This window comes from Trinickia sp. (assembly GCF_051961175.1).
Taxonomy (GTDB): domain Bacteria; phylum Pseudomonadota; class Gammaproteobacteria; order Burkholderiales; family Burkholderiaceae; genus Trinickia.
On record NZ_JBQCDN010000072.1, the window covers coordinates 1 to 16,370 of the forward strand.

At 62.5% G+C, this 16,370-nt stretch carries 17 protein-coding genes; 13 read left to right on the forward strand and 4 right to left on the reverse strand.

The annotated features are described in order from the left end of the window. The first annotated feature begins 41 nt into the window (after window positions 1-41). The 8 genes from bamA (at window position 42) to ACTHL0_RS03935 (ending at window position 8,359) form a co-directional block, all read left to right on the forward strand. Window positions 42-2,357 (forward strand): outer membrane protein assembly factor BamA, encoded by a 2,316-nt coding sequence (gene bamA / locus ACTHL0_RS03900; protein WP_440565276.1) that lies wholly within the window; start codon window positions 42-44, stop codon window positions 2,355-2,357. Window positions 2,358-2,395: 38 nt separating this feature from the next. Further along, the gene (locus ACTHL0_RS03905; RefSeq protein WP_440565277.1) at window positions 2,396-2,929 is read left to right on the forward strand and encodes an OmpH family outer membrane protein; all 534 of its coding nucleotides are present in this window, start codon (window positions 2,396-2,398) and stop codon (window positions 2,927-2,929) included. 19 nt (window positions 2,930-2,948) lie between these two features. Further along, a complete protein-coding gene (lpxD, locus tag ACTHL0_RS03910) occupies window positions 2,949-4,022 on the forward strand; it encodes a UDP-3-O-(3-hydroxymyristoyl)glucosamine N-acyltransferase (RefSeq protein WP_440565278.1) in 1,074 nt (357 codons plus the stop codon). 112 nt (window positions 4,023-4,134) lie between these two features. Next, window positions 4,135-4,593, forward strand: coding sequence for a 3-hydroxyacyl-ACP dehydratase FabZ (fabZ, locus tag ACTHL0_RS03915; RefSeq protein ID WP_440565279.1), 459 nt, complete (start codon window positions 4,135-4,137; stop codon window positions 4,591-4,593). A gap of 138 nt (window positions 4,594-4,731) precedes the next feature. Further along, on the forward strand, window positions 4,732-5,520 hold the full coding sequence (gene lpxA / locus ACTHL0_RS03920) for an acyl-ACP--UDP-N-acetylglucosamine O-acyltransferase (RefSeq protein WP_440565280.1): 789 nt from the start codon (window positions 4,732-4,734) through the stop codon (window positions 5,518-5,520). Between the two features lie 3 nt (window positions 5,521-5,523). Then, window positions 5,524-6,693, forward strand: coding sequence for a lipid-A-disaccharide synthase (gene lpxB / locus ACTHL0_RS03925; protein WP_440565281.1), 1,170 nt, complete (start codon window positions 5,524-5,526; stop codon window positions 6,691-6,693). Continuing rightward, window positions 6,690-7,481 (forward strand): ribonuclease HII, encoded by a 792-nt coding sequence (gene rnhB, locus ACTHL0_RS03930; protein ID WP_440565282.1) that lies wholly within the window; start codon window positions 6,690-6,692, stop codon window positions 7,479-7,481. Before lpxB ends, rnhB begins: the two co-directional genes overlap by 4 nt. Window positions 7,482-7,570: 89 nt before the next feature. Then, window positions 7,571-8,359, forward strand: coding sequence for a TrmH family RNA methyltransferase (locus tag ACTHL0_RS03935; protein WP_440565283.1), 789 nt, complete (start codon window positions 7,571-7,573; stop codon window positions 8,357-8,359). A gap of 139 nt (window positions 8,360-8,498) precedes the next feature. Here the strand turns inward: ACTHL0_RS03935 and ppsR are convergent, their stop codons facing one another. Then, complete coding sequence (ppsR, locus tag ACTHL0_RS03940; protein ID WP_116137323.1) at window positions 8,499-9,314, reverse strand: posphoenolpyruvate synthetase regulatory kinase/phosphorylase PpsR; 816 nt, start codon at window positions 9,312-9,314, stop codon at window positions 8,499-8,501. Window positions 9,315-9,607: 293 nt separating this feature from the next. Between ppsR and ppsA the strand changes: the two genes are divergently transcribed. From ppsA to ACTHL0_RS03955, 3 genes are all read left to right on the forward strand, one after another. Continuing rightward, complete coding sequence (ppsA, locus tag ACTHL0_RS03945; protein ID WP_440565284.1) at window positions 9,608-12,010, forward strand: phosphoenolpyruvate synthase; 2,403 nt, start codon at window positions 9,608-9,610, stop codon at window positions 12,008-12,010. 93 nt (window positions 12,011-12,103) lie between these two features. Beyond that, on the forward strand, window positions 12,104-12,580 hold the full coding sequence (locus tag ACTHL0_RS03950) for an NfeD family protein (protein WP_440565285.1): 477 nt from the start codon (window positions 12,104-12,106) through the stop codon (window positions 12,578-12,580). A 2-nt stretch (window positions 12,581-12,582) separates the two neighbouring features. After that, the gene (locus tag ACTHL0_RS03955; RefSeq protein ID WP_440565286.1) at window positions 12,583-13,521 is read left to right on the forward strand and encodes an SPFH domain-containing protein; all 939 of its coding nucleotides are present in this window, start codon (window positions 12,583-12,585) and stop codon (window positions 13,519-13,521) included. Window positions 13,522-13,707: 186 nt separating this feature from the next. On the opposite strand, the gene smpB is transcribed toward ACTHL0_RS03955, so the two are convergent. Then, the gene (gene smpB, locus ACTHL0_RS03960; protein ID WP_440535745.1) at window positions 13,708-14,154 is read right to left on the reverse strand and encodes an SsrA-binding protein SmpB; all 447 of its coding nucleotides are present in this window, start codon (window positions 14,152-14,154) and stop codon (window positions 13,708-13,710) included. 105 nt (window positions 14,155-14,259) lie between these two features. On the opposite strand from smpB, the gene ACTHL0_RS03965 reads away from it, so the two are divergent. Together ACTHL0_RS03965 and ACTHL0_RS03970 are read left to right on the forward strand one after the other, a co-directional pair. Further along, window positions 14,260-14,697, forward strand: coding sequence for a type II toxin-antitoxin system RatA family toxin (locus ACTHL0_RS03965; RefSeq protein ID WP_440565287.1), 438 nt, complete (start codon window positions 14,260-14,262; stop codon window positions 14,695-14,697). Beyond that, window positions 14,694-15,026, forward strand: coding sequence for an RnfH family protein (locus ACTHL0_RS03970; RefSeq protein ID WP_440565288.1), 333 nt, complete (start codon window positions 14,694-14,696; stop codon window positions 15,024-15,026). Before ACTHL0_RS03965 ends, ACTHL0_RS03970 begins: the two co-directional genes overlap by 4 nt. Here the strand turns inward: ACTHL0_RS03970 and ACTHL0_RS03975 are convergent. Further along, window positions 15,010-15,990 carry a DMT family transporter gene (locus tag ACTHL0_RS03975; RefSeq protein ID WP_440565289.1) on the reverse strand — a complete coding sequence of 327 codons (981 nt, stop codon included), beginning with the start codon at window positions 15,988-15,990 and terminating at the stop codon, window positions 15,010-15,012. The two genes, ACTHL0_RS03970 and ACTHL0_RS03975, sit on opposite strands and share 17 nt — an antisense overlap. Before the next feature lie 53 nt (window positions 15,991-16,043). Next, window positions 16,044-16,370 (reverse strand): hypothetical protein (locus ACTHL0_RS03980; RefSeq protein ID WP_440565290.1); only part of this gene is annotated, 327 nt, incomplete at its 5' end.

The window sequence follows — 16,370 nt, forward strand, 5'->3', positions numbered from 1 at the left end:
CCGCGACGGACAGATGCAGCTAAAAACTCTGGGGATGCACGTTGTTCAAACCTCATCGCTTTGTTCCTAAGACGGTTGCGGTCGCGGCGCTTGCCGCTCAAGGGGTCGCCGCTCATGCGGCGACGGCGCCTTTCGTGGTGCAAGACATCCGGATCCAGGGCTTGCAACGGGTCGAGCCCGGCACGGTGTTCTCCTACCTGCCGATCAAACGGGGCGATACGTTCACGGACGACAAGGCGTCGGAAGCGATTCGCGCGCTGTACGCCACGGGCTTCTTCAGCGATGTGCGCATCGCAACGGAAGGCAATGTCGTGATCGTCGACGTGGCGGAACGCCCGGCCATCGGCGAGATCGATTTTTCGGGCTTGCACGAATTCGACAAGGAAGCGCTCACGAAGGCGCTGAAGAGCGTCGGCCTGTCGCCCGGGCGCTACTACGATAAGTCGCTCGTCGATCGCTCGGAGCAAGAGCTCAAGCGCCAATATCTGACCCGAGGCTTCTATGCCGCCGAGGTCACGACAACGGTCACGCCGATCGACAGCAGCCGCGTGTCGATCCTGTTCTCGGTGAACGAAGGCCCAAGCGCGAAGATTCGTCAGGTCAACTTCATCGGCAACAAGGCGTTCAGCACGAGCACCCTGCGCGACGAGATGCAGTTGTCCACGCCGAACTGGTTCTCGTGGTACACGAAGAACGATCTGTATTCGAAGGATAAGCTCACGACCGACCTGGAAAACGTCCGGTCGTACTATTTGAATCGCGGCTACCTCGAATTCAATATCGAGTCCACCCAGGTCTCGATTTCGCCTGACAAGAAGGACATGTACCTGACGCTGACGGTGCATGAAGGCGAGCCGTACACGATATCGGGCGTCCAGCTCGCGGGCAATCTGCTCGATCGCGGCCCGGAACTGCAAAAGCTCATTACGATCAAGCCCGGCCAGCGTTTCTCGGCTGAAAAGCTGCAAGCGACGACGAAAGCGATCGTCGACAAGCTCGGCGAGTACGGCTACGCGTTCGCGACGGTCAATGCGCAGCCCCAGATCGACCAGGTGCATCACAAGGTCGATTTGACGCTGCAAGTCGATCCGAGCCGGCGCGTCTACGTTCGCCACATCAACGTCACGGGCAACACGCGCACGCGCGATGAAGTCGTCCGTCGAGAAATGCGCCAGCTCGAGAGCTCCTGGTTCGACTCGAGCCGCCTTGCGCTGTCCAAAGATCGCGTCAACCGCCTCGGCTACTTCACGGATGTCGATGTCACGACGACGCCGGTGCCCGGCACGTCCGATCAAGTCGACGTCGACGTCAAGGTCAAGGAAAAGCCGACGGGCGCGATCACGCTCGGTGCGGGTTTTTCGTCGACGGACAAAGTCGTGCTCTCGGCGGGCGTTTCGCAGGACAACGTATTCGGTTCGGGCACGAGCCTTTCGGTGAACGTGAATACGGCGCGCTCGTATCGAACGCTGACGGTCACCCAGGTGGATCCGTACTTCACCGTCGACGGCATCAAGCGGATCACCGATGTGTATTACCGGACGACGCAGCCGTTGTACTACTCGACAAATTCGAGCTTCCGTATCATCACGGCCGGTGGCGATCTGAAGTTCGGGATTCCGTTCTCCGAAGTCGACACCGTGTATTTCGGCGCCGGCTTCGAGCAGAACCGCCTCGACGTCGACAGCGCGACGCCGCAGGTCTACCGCGATTACGTGAATGATTTCGGCCGCGTCTCCAACAACATACCGTTGACGGTCGGCTGGTCGCGCGACGCGCGCGACAGCGCACTGGTACCGAGCCGCGGCTATTTCACGCAGGCGAACGCCGAATATGGTTCGCCGATCGGCGCGACGCAGTACTACAAGGCCGATTTGCAAGCTCAGTACTACTATTCGTTCGCGCGCGGTTTCGTGCTCGGGCTGAACTTCCAGGGCGGCTACGGCAACGGAATGGGCGGCAAGCCGTTCCCGATCTTCAAGAACTACTTCGCGGGCGGTATCGGCTCCGTGCGGGGTTACGAGCCGAGCTCGCTCGGTCCGCGCGACAGCTCGACGGGTGATCCGATCGGCGGTTCGAAGATGGTCGTCGGCAACATCGAAGTGACGTTCCCGCTGCCGGGTACCGGCTATGACCGCACGCTGCGCGTGTTCACGTTCTTCGACGGCGGTAACGTCTGGGGAACGGGTACGAGCGGTGCAACCACCACCGGCGCCAACGGCTTGCGCTACGGCTACGGTTTGGGTCTCGCGTGGATTTCGCCGATCGGCCCGCTCAAGCTGAGCTTGGGTTTCCCGCTCCAGAAGCACACGGGCGACCAATACCAGAAATTCCAATTCCAGATCGGGACGGCGTTCTAACGGCGCGTCGCACCCTGTCCAGCATCGAGAGGAAGATTTTGCAAACCGGTACGTTTTTCAGGCGCGTAATGGGGGCCGTGGCGCTGACGGGGGCGCTGGTGGCCGGCGTCGCGCACGCCCAAGAGGCCCGCATCGCGGCGGTCAACTCGGATCGCATCCTGCGTGAATCGTCGGCGGCCAAGGCTGCTCAGGTCAAGCTCGAGGCGGAATTCGCGAAGCGCGACAAAGATCTGCAGGATATGGCGAGCCGTCTGAAGACGCTGTCCGATCAGCTGGATAAGAACGGTGCCTCGCTGTCGCAGGCGGATCGCGCGGCCAAGCAGACCCAGTTGTCGAATCTCGACACCGAATTCCAGCGTAAGCAGCGGGAATTCCGCGAAGACTTGAACCAGCGTCGCAATGAAGAGCTGGCGGCCGTGCTGGATCGCGCCAACAAGGTGATCAAGCAGATCGCCGAGCAACAGCACTACGATTTGATCGTGCAGGAAGCCGTCTACGTGAGCCCGCGTATCGATATCACGGATCAGGTCCTGAAGGCACTGGCTGCCTCGAGCCCGAGCGCCACCAATTGAACGACGGAGTAGCACGCGAATGGCATTGACGCTCGAGCAGATCGCGCAGCGCTTCGGCGGCGAAGTAATCGGCGACGCGGCCTTGAAGGTCGCGGGTCTGGCGCCGCTCGATCAGGCCCAGCCACATCAATTGGCGTTCCTGGCCAACCCCAAATATCTGTCTCAGGTCGAGACAACGCAGGCGGGCGCGGTCCTGATCGCGCCGGGCGATCTGGCCAAGCTCGGCTCGCGCGAGGGACGTAGTTTCATCGTCACGCCGAACCCGTACGCTTATTTCGCGCGCGTGGCGCAGCTGTTCATCGATTTGGCGGCACCGAAGGTGCCCGCGGGCGTCCATCCGAGCGCCGTGATCGATCCGGCCGCTCAAGTCGCGCCCGATGCCGTCATCGGGCCGCACGTGGTGATCGAGGCGGGCGCCGTCATTGGCGCGCGTGCACGGATCGATGCGCACGTGACGATCGGCCGGGGCACGCGCGTCGATGAAGATTCACATTTGTATCCGAACGTGACGATCTATCACGGGTGCAAGATCGGGCCGCGCGTCATCGTGCATGCCGGGGCGGTCATCGGATCCGATGGGTTCGGCTTTGCGCCCGATTTCATGGGCGAAGGCGAAGCACGCACGGGCAGCTGGGTGAAGATTCCGCAAGTGGGCGGTGTCACGATCGGTGCCGATGTGGAAATCGGCGCGAACACTACGATCGATCGCGGCGCGATGGCCGATACGATCATCGAGGAGTGCGTGAAAATCGACAACCTCGTGCAGATCGGCCATAACTGCAAGATCGGCGCGTACACCGTGATTGCCGGCTGCGCCGGTATCGCGGGCAGTACGACGATCGGCCGCCATTGCATGATCGGCGGGGCAGTGGGGGTTGCCGGGCACGTGACGCTTGCCGATTTCGTCATCGTCACGGCGAAGTCGGGCGTATCGAAGTCGCTGCTCAAGCCGGGCATGTACACGAGCGCATTCCCCGCCGTCGGCCACGCCGAATGGAACAAGAGCGCGGCGCTCGTGCGCAATCTGGACAAGATGCGCGAGCGCATTAAAACGCTGGAAGCCGCGCTTGCCGACCGAGGGAGCAACGCTTAAGAAGGCGGGGGCCGCACAGCGAGGCGGCGCTCCGATAGGCGGCTGCCCGCCGCCGTAATCAGCATCCGCAGTCAATCACCCGCGCGAGACCATTGCGTGGAGCAGACACACCATGAGCACTGAAAAAATCAATCTCGACATCCATAAGATCCTCACGCTGCTGCCGCATCGCTATCCGATCCTGCTCGTGGACAGGGTGCTCGAGATCGAGCCGCATAAAAGCATCAAGGCATTGAAGAACGTGTCGATCAACGAACCGTACTTCATGGGCCATTTTCCGCAACGTCCGGTGATGCCGGGTGTGCTGATCCTCGAAGCGCTCGCGCAGACGGCCGCGTTGCTGACGTTCACCGAGGAGTCGCACGATCCCAAAACGACGCTGTACTACTTCGTGGGCATTGACGGGGCACGCTTTAAGCGCGTCGTCGAACCGGGCGATCAATTGATTCTCAACGTGACGTTCGAGCGCCAAATGCGTGGCATCTGGAAATTCAAGGCACGTGCGGAAGTCGAAGGCGTGACCGCCGCCGAGGCCGACCTGATGTGCACGGTCAAGCACACGAACGAGTAATCGGGCGACGCCAGCGTCACCTGTCGTCGCGCAGGCTGTGCCGCGCCCCATAGGCATGGATGGCGGCATGGGCGGCGGCGCGAAGGTGAGCCAGGCGGCCGATACGTTGCAACTGAGCATAGAGAAGGGCCACAGCGCATGAGCAGGATTCATCCCACCGCGATCATCGAGCCGGGCGCCCAGCTTGGCGAAGACGTCGAGATCGGGCCGTACGCGATCGTCGGCGCGAATGTCCAGATCGGCGATCGCACGAGCGTCGGTTCGCACAGTGTGATCGAAGGCCATACGAAGATCGGCGTCGACAACCGGATCGGCCACTACGCGAACGTCGGCGGCCGGCCGCAGGACATGAAGTACCCGGGCGAGCCGACGCGGCTCGAGATCGGCGATCGCAACACGATTCGCGAATTCACGACGATCCATACGGGCACCGTGCAGGACGGCGGCGTGACGACACTCGGCGACGACAACTGGATCATGGCGTATGTCCACGTCGGACACGATTGCCACGTCGGCAACCATGTCATTTTGTCGAGCAACGCCCAGATGGCGGGGCACGTCATCGTCGGCGATTGGGCGATCGTCGGTGGCATGTCCGGCGTTCACCAGTTCGTGAAGATCGGCGAGCATTCGATGCTCGGCGGTGCCTCGGCGCTCGTCCAGGACATCCCGCCGTTCGTCATTGCAGCGGGCAACAAGGCCGAGCCGCACGGCATCAACGTCGAAGGGCTGCGCCGGCGCGGCTTTTCGGCCGATGCCATTTCGGCGCTGCGCAGCGCGTATCGGCTGCTGTACAAGAATGGCTTGTCGCTCGAAGAGGCGAAGGTTCAACTGGCGGATCTGGCCTCCGCCGGCGGCGATGGCGACGAGCCCGTGCGCAAGCTGATTGCGTTCATCGAAACGTCGCAGCGCGGCATCATCCGCTAAGCGATGACGCTGCAATCGAATGCGTTGCGCATCGCGATGGTCGCCGGGGAGCCCTCGGGCGACCTGCTCGCGGCGTCGATGCTGGGCGGCCTGGTGCGCGCGTTGCCCGCGGGCACGCATTACTACGGCATTGGCGGGCCCCGGATGGCGGCGCAGGGCTTCGAAGCCCATTGGCCGATGGACAAGCTGGCCGTGCGCGGCTATGTCGAGGCGCTGCGCCATATCCCCGAGATCCTCGGCATCCGCAACGAGCTGAAACGCCAATTACTGGCCGAGCCGCCGCACGCGTTCATCGGCGTGGATGCCCCCGATTTCAATTTCGGGCTCGAGCAAGCGTTGCGCGGCGCCCGTATTCCCACGGTTCATTTCGTTTGCCCGTCGATATGGGCGTGGCGCGGCGGCCGCATCAAGACGATCGTCAAGGCCGTCGATCACATGCTCTGCGTGTTTCCGTTCGAGACGGCCCTGCTCGAAAAGGCCGGCGTCCCCGCCACCTATGTGGGCCATCCGCTCGCAGACGAAATTCCATTGGAGCCGGACGTCGCCGGTGCGCGGGCGGCATTGGGCCTGCCGGCGGCGGGCCCGGTTATCGCGGTATTGCCGGGCAGCCGGCGCTCCGAGATCGGCTTGATCGGCCCGACGTTCTTCGCGGCGATGGCCATCATGCAGCAGCGGGAGCCGAGCCTGAGATTCGTGATGCCGGCGGCAACACCGGCCTTGCGCGAACTCCTGCGGCCGCTCGTGGCGGCGCATCCCGAACTCGCGCTGACGCTGACCGACGGCGACGCGCAGCGCGCGATGACGGCGGCCGATGCGGTGCTCGTCAAGAGCGGTACGGTGACGCTCGAAGCGGCGCTGCTCAAAAAGCCGATGGTGATTTCATACAAGGTGCCTTGGCTGACGGGGCAGATCATGCGTCGGCAGGCGTACCTGCCGTACGTCGGCCTCCCCAATATTCTGGCGGGGCGCTTCGTGGTTCCGGAGCTGCTGCAGCATTTCGCAACGCCCGAAGCGCTGGCGGATGCCACCCTTGTCCAGTTGCACGACGAGGCAAATCGGCGCACGCTGACTGACGTCTTCACGCAGATGCATTTGACGCTGCGCAAGAACACGGCCGAGCGTGCAGCCGAGGCGGTGGCACGCGTGATCGAAGCGAGGAAGCCGCGGTCATGACCCATCCGCAATCGCCACGCTCTTCTCAATCGTCCCAATCGTCCCAATCGTCGCAAGGTGCGCTCGATTTCAATTCGCCGCTCGACATCGTGTGCGGCGTCGACGAGGCCGGACGAGGGCCGCTCGCGGGGCCCGTCGTCGCGGCTGCCGTCATCTTGAATCCAAAGCGCCGCATTCGGGGGCTGGACGATTCGAAGGTATTGAGCGCCAAGACGCGCGAAGCGCTATACGAGAAGATCGTCGAGCGCTCGCTCGCCTATTGCGTGGCTTCCGCGAGTGTCGAAGAGATCGACCAGCTCAACATCTTGCATGCGACGATGCTGGCGATGAAACGTGCGGTCGAAGGTCTGTCGCTGACACCGACATTGGCCCGCATCGATGGCAACCGCTGCCCGCAGCTATCTGTGCGCAGCGAAGCGGTGATCGGCGGCGATGCCCTGGTGCCGGCCATTTCCGCGGCGTCGATCTTGGCGAAGGTCACGCGCGACCGCATGCTGGTCGAACTGCATGAACGCTTTCCGGTGTATGGTTTCGACGCACACGCCGGCTACGGCACGCCGCAGCATTTGGCTGCGCTGGCCGCGCATGGGCCGTGCGAGCATCATCGGCGTTCGTTCGCGCCTGTGCGGGCAGCGTACGCGCGCCTTGGCGTGACGGTGACGCTGGCCGCGAACACGAGTGTGTCCGTGATACCGGTCGACGAGTTCGGCGATGACGCATTCGGCGAGGCCATGCTGTCTGACGACCCATTCGAGACGGGCGCAGCCGGTGCGGGTGCCGACCAATAGTCCACGCGCGTTGCTGGCCGATTCGATTCGACGCTTCACCGTTTGCCGGCCCTCCGGCTCGTCCTTTTTAGCCCACTCAGCTCAATTTCGTGAAAGCGATCACTTCGCGCGACAACCCGCTGTATAAGCGCCTGAAGGCGCTGGCCGCTTCCACCCATCAGCAGAAAAAGGGTGGCCAGGCGCTGCTCGAAGGTTTTCATCTTGCCGCCGCCTACCTGGACGTGGCGGGCCAGCCCGAAACGTGCATCGTCACGGAAGGGGCGTTGCAGCATGACGAGGCCCAGGCCATCGTCGCGCGCGTCGAAGCGCAGCGTGTCGTCGTCTTGCCCGATGCGCTGTTCGGGCAGTTGTCCAACGTGGTCCACGGCGTCGGCATGCTTCTGGTCGTGCGTAAACTCGGCGCCGCGCTGCCCGAGCGTGTCGATACGGGTTGCGTCGTGCTCGACGGCGTTCAAGATGCGGGCAACGTCGGGTCGATTTTGCGCAGCGCTGCGGCAGCCGGGGTGAAGCGGGTGTTCTGCGCCCCGGGTACGGCTTACGCGTGGTCGTCGAAGGTGTTGCGCTCGGCGATGGGCGCGCATTTTCTGCTCGACGTTTTCGAAGACGTCCCGGCGGCGGAGTTGATCGAGCGCTTGGCGATACCCGCCGCCATGACCGATTCCCACACGTCGCAGGCGATCTACGACTGCGATTTGTCGGGACCCATCGCGTGGGTTTTTGGGAACGAAGGGGCGGGGGTATCCGAGGCTTGGCACACGGCCGTTGCGCATCGTCTGACGATTCCGCAGCCAGGTGGCATGGAGTCCCTGAACGTGGCAGCCGCTGCCGCAATCTGCTTGTTCGAGCAGTGCCGTCAACAGCGCGGGCCGCGCCGTTGACGGCATGCGCAGGCGCGCGAGTGGCATGGCTACGCGCGGCCTCGATTATTTAATCGGCAGTCAGGTATTGACCGATGTGATGGCCTTCCCAACCTCTGTCGTGCTGGCGCATCCGCCCATGAGGCTGACTTGTCGGACCTCAATAAGTCGGCCGATCGAGCTTGATTTCCTGCAGGATCGTGGTGGCGATTTCCTCGATCGACTTGTGCGTCGACGATAACCACTTGATCCCTTCGCGCCGCATCAGCGCTTCGGCTTCGTTGATTTCATAGCGGCAGTTTTCCGGCGCCGCGTATTTGCTGCCGGGGCGCCGTTCGTTGCGGATTTCCGAGAGCCGCTGCGGATCGATCGACAGCCCGAACAGCTTCTCGCGATGAGCGATGAGCGGCGTGGGGAGCTTGCCGCGCTCGAAATCTTCCGGGATCAACGGATAGTTGGCCGCCTTCACGCCGTATTGCATCGCGAGATACAGGCTCGTCGGCGTTTTGCCGCTGCGCGAAACGCCGACCAAAATCACATCCGCATCGGCCAGATTGCGGTTTGACTGACCATCGTCGTGCGCGAGCGAGAAATTGATCGCTTCGATCCGCGTCTTGTACTCGTCGGTGTCCGCGTTCTGGTGCCCACGCCCGATCGCGTGGGTCGATTTCATTTCGAGCTCTTGCTCCAGCGGTTCGACGAATTGCTGGAAGATGTCGAGCACGAGCGCGTTGGAGTTCTTGACGATAGCGTTCGACGCGCTATCGACGAGCGTCGTGAAGACGATCGGACGGCGTCCGTCGAGTTCGGCCGATTCGGCGATTTTTTCGATCGTCGCGTAGGCTTTATCGACGGAATCGACGAACGGAACCCGTACCAGGCGAAATTTTTGGTCGAACTGAGAGAGGATCGAGTGCGCGAAGGTCTCGGCAGTGATCCCAGTTCCGTCGGAGACGATAAATACGGTAGGCGGCATCGGCAAACGCTTCGAAAGCAGCGGGCGCTGCGGGAGGACACGCGATTTTGGCGCGTTTTCGCGGGCAACGGAGCCGGCGACGTCATTTTGTCATCCCACCGTCGTAGGTAGAGCAAGCGGCAGGATAGAAGCAGGTTAGAATAGCGGCAACCTGTTGGATAAGCAATTGCAATCGGCGGCGCCGGGCGATTGTTTCTCCAACAGGTTGTACGTGCTGCGCACCGGGCTCCAATGGCCCGCGCGCACCGAGCCCACACGTGCAGCCGAGCATTTTTTTCCACTTAGGGGCTTGTATGACTAACGCAGCAAATATCACGAAGGATCAGGCGTATGTAATTCCGTTCGAACAGCTACGGATGACAGATGTAGAAATCGTGGGCGGCAAGAATGCGTCGCTCGGCGAGATGATCAGCCAACTGGCTGAGGCAGGTGTGCGCGTCCCCACGGGCTTCGCCACCACCGCGCTCGCGTTCCGCGATTTCCTCAAGCACAACAATCTGACCGAACGGATCGCCGCTCGGCTCGAAACGCTCGACGTCGACGACGTCAAAGCGCTGGCGGCCGCCGGTAAGGAAATCCGCGAATGGATCGTCGAGGCGCCGATGCAGTCGCGTCTCGAGGCCGAAATCCGCGCGCAATTCGAGACGCTGAAAGCCAGCTCGCCCGAAGAGCTCTCGTTCGCCGTGCGTTCGTCGGCGACGGCCGAGGATTTGCCCGACGCTTCGTTCGCGGGGCAGCAGGAAAGCTATCTGAACGTGGTCGGCATCGACGACGTCCTCGATCGCATGAAGCACGTGTTCGCGTCGCTCTATAACGATCGCGCGATTTCTTACCGCGTCCATAAAGGCTTTACGCACGCCGAAGTCGCGCTTTCGGCCGGCGTTCAGCGCATGGTGCGTTCCGATGTCGGCGCGGCCGGCGTCATGTTCACCCTCGATACCGAATCGGGCTTCAAGGACGCCGTGTTCATCACGTCGAGCTACGGCCTGGGCGAAACGGTGGTGCAAGGGGCGGTGAATCCGGACGAGTTCTACGTTTTCAAGACGACGCTCGAACAAGGCAAGTACCCGATCATCCGCCGCTCGATCGGTTCCAAGCTGATCAAGATGGAATTCACGCAGCCGGGCGAGCCGGGCCGCGTGAAGACGATCGACGTCTCGCACGAGCAGCGCAATCGCTTCTCGATCACGGACGAAGACGTGATCGAACTCGCCAAATACGCCGTCATCATCGAAAAGCACTACGAGCGTCCGATGGACATCGAGTGGGGCAAGGACGGCCGCGACGGCAAGATTTTCATCTTGCAGGCGCGCCCCGAAACGGTGAAGAGCCAAGCTGCCGGTAAGGTCGAGCAGCGCTTCAAGCTGCGCGGTCAGTCGCAAGTGCTGGCGACGGGCCGGGCGATCGGTCAGAAGATCGGCGCGGGCCGCGTGCGCGTGATTCACGATCCGTCGGAAATGGAACGCGTGCAGCCGGGCGACGTGCTGGTGGCCGACATGACGGATCCGAACTGGGAGCCCGTGATGAAGCGCGCGTCCGCGATCGTCACGAACCGCGGCGGGCGCACCTGCCACGCGGCCATCATCGCGCGTGAGCTCGGCGTGCCGGCGGTTGTCGGCTGCGGCGATGCGACGGACGTGCTGAAGGACGGTTCGCTCGTGACGGTGTCGTGTGCCGAAGGCGACGAAGGCAAGATTTACGATGGCCTGCTCGAAACGGAAGTGACGGAAGTCTCGCGCGGCGAGCTCCCGCCGATCCCCGTCAAGATCATGATGAACGTCGGCAATCCGCAGCTCGCGTTCGATTTCTCGCAGCTGCCGAACGCGGGTGTTGGCCTCGCGCGGCTCGAGTTCATCATCAACAACAACATCGGCGTTCACCCGAAGGCGATTCTCGAGTACCCGAATATCGATCAGGACTTGAAGAAGGCTGTCGAAAGCGTTGCGCGCGGGCATGCGTCGCCGCGTGCGTTCTATGTCGACAAGCTTACGGAAGGGATTGCGACGATCGCGGCGGCGTTCTATCCACGCCCGGTGATCGTGCGTCTGTCGGACTTCAAGTCGAACGAGTACAAGAAGCTCATCGGCGGCTCGCGTTATGAGCCGGACGAGGAAAACCCGATGCTCGGCTTCCGCGGCGCCTCGCGTTACATCGCGCAGGATTTCGCGCAAGCGTTCGAGATGGAGTGCATGGCGCTCAAGCGCGTGCGCGAGGACATGGGCTTGTCGAATGTCGAGATCATGGTGCCGTTCGTGCGTACGGTGAAGCAGGCCGAGCGCGTGGTCGGCTTGCTCGAGAAGTTCGGCTTGAAGCGTGGCGAGAAGGGCCTGCGTCTCATCATGATGTGCGAAGTGCCGTCCAATGCGATTCTGGCCGAGCAGTTCCTGCAGCACTTCGACGGCTTCTCGATCGGTTCGAACGATTTGACGCAGCTCACGCTCGGCCTCGATCGCGATTCGGGCATGGAATTGCTGGCTGTCGATTTCGACGAACGCGACGAAGCCGTGAAGTTCCTGCTCAAGCGTGCTATCGAAACCTGCCGCCGCATGAACAAGTACGTCGGTATCTGCGGCCAAGGGCCGTCGGATCACCCCGATTTCGCGCAATGGCTGGCTGACGAAGGCATCGCTTCGATCTCGCTGAATCCTGACACGATCATCGATACGTGGCAGGCGCTGGCGAAGGCTGCGAAGTAACGCGTCCGAGCGATCGGTCCGCCGCTCAGGCGGGCCTCGCTTCGTGCTATAACGCCCCGGTAGATCCGGGGCGTTTTCATTAGGAGACCGAAAATGGCGCTGAACGGTTTTCTCTGGTGGATCGGTGCGGGGGTGCTGATTGTCGCCGAACTGCTGACGGGCACGTTCTATTTGCTGATGATCGCGCTAGGGTTCCTCGCCGGGGCGATTGCGAAGCTGGAAGGCGCGAGTCTCGCCTCGCAGTGCGTATGGGCCGCGCTCGTGGCGCTTGCGGCCGTTCTTGCCCTGCGGCGCTCGCCGCTTGGCCGTCGCCGGCAGCGGCGCGATGCGTCGGCCAATCCCGATGTCGTCCTGGATATCGGCGCGCCCGTTGAAGTGGCGGCTTGGCAGGACGGGCAGGCGCGGGTGCCGTATCGAGGCGCCCAATGGGATGTCGAACTCGCGCCCGGGGAGCGTGAGGATGCCCGCTTTTACGAGATCGCGGCCGTCCGGGCCAATCGTCTCATCCTGGTCGAGAAGGGGCGCGGATCGGCGCGGTCGCATCGCACGGTGTCAACAACGAAGGAGTAAATATGGACATGACGATCATCGCGGGCGTGCTGCTCATCATCGTGATCGTGATCGTCGCCCAGACGATCAAGATCGTGCCGCAACAACATGCGTGGGTGGTCGAGCGGTTCGGCCGTTTTCACGCGACGCTCGTGCCGGGCCTCAACCTTGTGCTGCCGTTTGTCGATCGCGTCGCCTACCGCCATGTGCTGAAGGAAATTCCGCTCGATGTGCCAGGCCAAATCTGCATTACGCGCGACAACACTCAGTTGCAAGTGGACGGGGTGCTCTATTTCCAAGTCACCGATGCGATGAAAGCCTCGTACGGATCGAGCAATTACGTGCAGGCGATCACACAGCTTTCGCAAACGACGCTGCGTTCCGTCATCGGCAAGCTCGAGCTCGACAAGACCTTCGAGGAGCGCGATCTGATCAACCATAGCGTCGTGTCGGCGTTGGACGAAGCCGCATCGAGCTGGGGCGTGAAGGTGCTGCGCTACGAAATCAAGGACTTGACGCCGCCTAAGGAGATCTTGCACGCGATGCAGGCGCAGATTACGGCGGAGCGCGAGAAGCGTGCCTTGATCGCGGCGTCGGAGGGGCGCAAACAGGAGCAGATCAACATCGCCTCGGGCGCGCGCGAAGCCGCAATCCAGAAGTCCGAGGGCGAGAAACAAGCGGCGATCAACCAGGCGCAAGGGCAAGCGGCGGCAATCCTGGCCGTGGCCGAGGCCAACGCGCAGGCGATACAGAAGATCGCCCAGGCGATTCAATCGACGGGCGGCATGGATGCCGTCAACCTCAAGGTGGCCGAGCAATACGTCAACGCGTTCGGCAATCTCGCCAAGGCGGGCAACACGTTGATCGTGCCGGGCAATCTCTCGGATCTGGGCTCGATGGTGGCCTCGGCACTTGCGATCGTTAATCGAGGCAAGAGTACTGCGGGGCCGGAGGGGCGCTGAACGGGACGCGCGGCGCTGCTATGCCGCGTTGGTTCGGGAAACGGGTACTGCGCCGTAGCCCGCGGTGGGGCGGTAACCGGAGACGCCTTAGCGGCCGGTGGGGGAAGGCCGTTCGACGGAAGCCAGCCCCGACACCCCAGCGGCCGTGACCACTACCGCCGATAAGCAGGCACCTGAACCAGAAAATCAGGGCGCCGAGCGCATGATGCGCGCCTTTTCGCGCTCCCAATCTCGCTTCTTTTCGCTTTCGCGCTTGTCATGCAGCTTCTTGCCCTTGGCGAGCCCGACTTCGCATTTGACCCGGCCGCCTTTGTAGTGGAAGTTCAGTGGCACGAGCGTATAGCCGCGCTGCTCGACTTTGCCGATCAGCTTCTTGATTTCGTCGGCGTGCAGCAGCAGCTTGCGCGTGCGCACCGGATCCGGCTTGATGTGCGTCGATGCTTCGGGCAGCGGGCTGATGTGCGCGCCGATCAGGAACAGCTCGCCTTCACGGATGATGACGTAACCTTCCTTGATCTGGCCACGCCCCGCGCGCAGTGCTTTGACTTCCCATCCTTCGAGCACGAGCCCCGCTTCGTAGCGTTCCTCGATGGAGTAATCGAAGAAGGCTTTTCTGTTGTCGATGATGCTCATGGATATGGACGGCGCCCAACTCGTTTAAAATCACGATTTTAGCAAAGCGGCGCCCATCGAGCCCGCCACGCTCGCTCCATTTTCGCCGCGCGCGCAGTGCTTCTTATGGCAGATGTCCAAAAAACCGTGTTGATCCGCCACTCGGCGGAGAGAATGTTCGATCTCGTCACCGACGTGGCCGACTACCCCAACTTCCTGCCTTGGTGCGGAGGTGTCGAAATACGCCGGCAGGAGGAGCACGAGATGGAGGCGCGGATCGACATCAACTTCAAGGGCATCAAGCAGCACTTTGCCACGCACAATACGCAGGACAGGCCGACGCGTATCGACATGGAGTTCGCCGACGGCCCGTTCCGCAAGTTCACGGGTTACTGGCGCTTCACGCCGTTGCGCACGGACGCCTGCAAGATCGAGTTCGCGCTGCACTACGAATTTTCGAGCGTGATCCTGGAAAAGCTCATCGGCCCGGTGTTCAACCACATCGCGAATACGTTCGTCGAATCGTTCGTGAAGCGCGCCGACGAGCGCTACGGCCGGCCATGAACACATCGCTTTCCATCGAAGTTTGCTACGCGCGGGCGGATGAGCAGACGCTCATTGCACTGACGCTGCCGTGCGGCGCCACCGTCCGGGACGCGATTGCCGCAAGCGAGATCACCCGCAAGCATCCGGAAATCGATCCGGCCACGGCAAAACTCGGGATTTTCGGGAAGCTGACGACGCTGGACGCGCCGTTGAACGACCTTGATCGCGTCGAAATCTATCGGCCGCTGATCGTCGATCCGAAGCTGGCGCGCCAGCGCAGGGTGGACAAGACGCGCCGCGCCGGCTCCATCGAGGGCCGCAAATGGCTGTCTAAGGATTCGCGCTGAACTGAGCACTATCGATAGGCGCGGGGCGCCCGGCGCTGCCGTCGTGACGCCGCACGGACCATATGACGCCCGCGAGCAACAGCGTGATGGCTGCGGCTTCGAGCGGGCGCGGGAGCCGCACGTCGTAGATGAATCCGTACAGCAGCGCGAATAGCGTCTCGAAGACGATCAATTGTCCCGACAGCGTGAGCGGAACGCGTTTTGACGCTGCGTTCCACAGCCCCATGCCGAGCCAGGAAGCGCCCACCGCGAGCCCCAGATTGAGGAGCCAGAAGGTGTGCCAGCGTTTTTGCATGGGCGGCGCGGCGTGTGCGGCAGCGGGGGCGAGCGAGCACACGCCCCATAAGATGGCACCGAACAGGCCGGTGGCCAGGCCCAGCAGCACCGACCATTCATTTCCGTCGAAATGCGGGTTGCGCCGCAAATAGCGGGTGTTTGCCACGGCGAACCATGTCCAGCTGGCGAGCGCACCCGTGGCGCATAGCACGCCGACGAGCTTCTCCCAGATCCCGTTCATACCGGACGGGGAAGGGGCGGCTGCGAATACATCGACGTTGATGCACGCAATCCCCGCCGCCACGAGCAGCAGCGGCCAGCGCAGCCGGTCGAGCGGGACGGCACCCGCGTCTCGACGCCCCGCCAGCGTGACGGTCACGGGCAGCACGCCGACGATCAGTGAAGTGGGGCCGATGCCGACCCGATGCACGCCGCCCGTTAAAAACACGTAGTAAACGAGATTGCCGACCAATGCGAGCTTGCCAATCACCCATAAATCGGGCGTTGTCAGCTTGCGTGCGAGGCGGCGTGCCATTGGGGCAGCAGCGATCAGGGAAACGAGCCCGTACATCATGCAGCGCGCGGCGCCGAGGAGCAGCGGTGCGAAATCGGGCAGCAGGCGGGGCACGAGAAAGACCGTGCCCCATATCGCGCCCGCCATGACCCCATACATCACCCCGCGCCACATGCTTTTCTCCTTCGAAACAGGTTAGGGACACCAGCGGAGCAAAGGATATGGGCTCATTGCCCCTCCGTCTTGTTCGATTCTGCAATCGTCGGCATGCCGCTTGCCGCGTCGAATGGCGTCCCTTTTTTTCGCTGCGTTTTCCTCTGCGGTTTGGGACCGGCGCCACGAACGCGCGCCGCGGAGAAACGAAACCGGCGCGAACACGGCTCGAACCGCAAAGCGAAACGGGAGCGTGCGCGCTGGCCAGAAAAAACGCTAACTTGCTGTTCGCACAGTGAAAAGCAGGGAGGTATCGCGTATAATTCGCTTTTGCGCCTATAGGATTTGCCATGCGTCTGATCCAAAAAGCACTCACGTTCGATGACGTGCTCCTCGTCCCG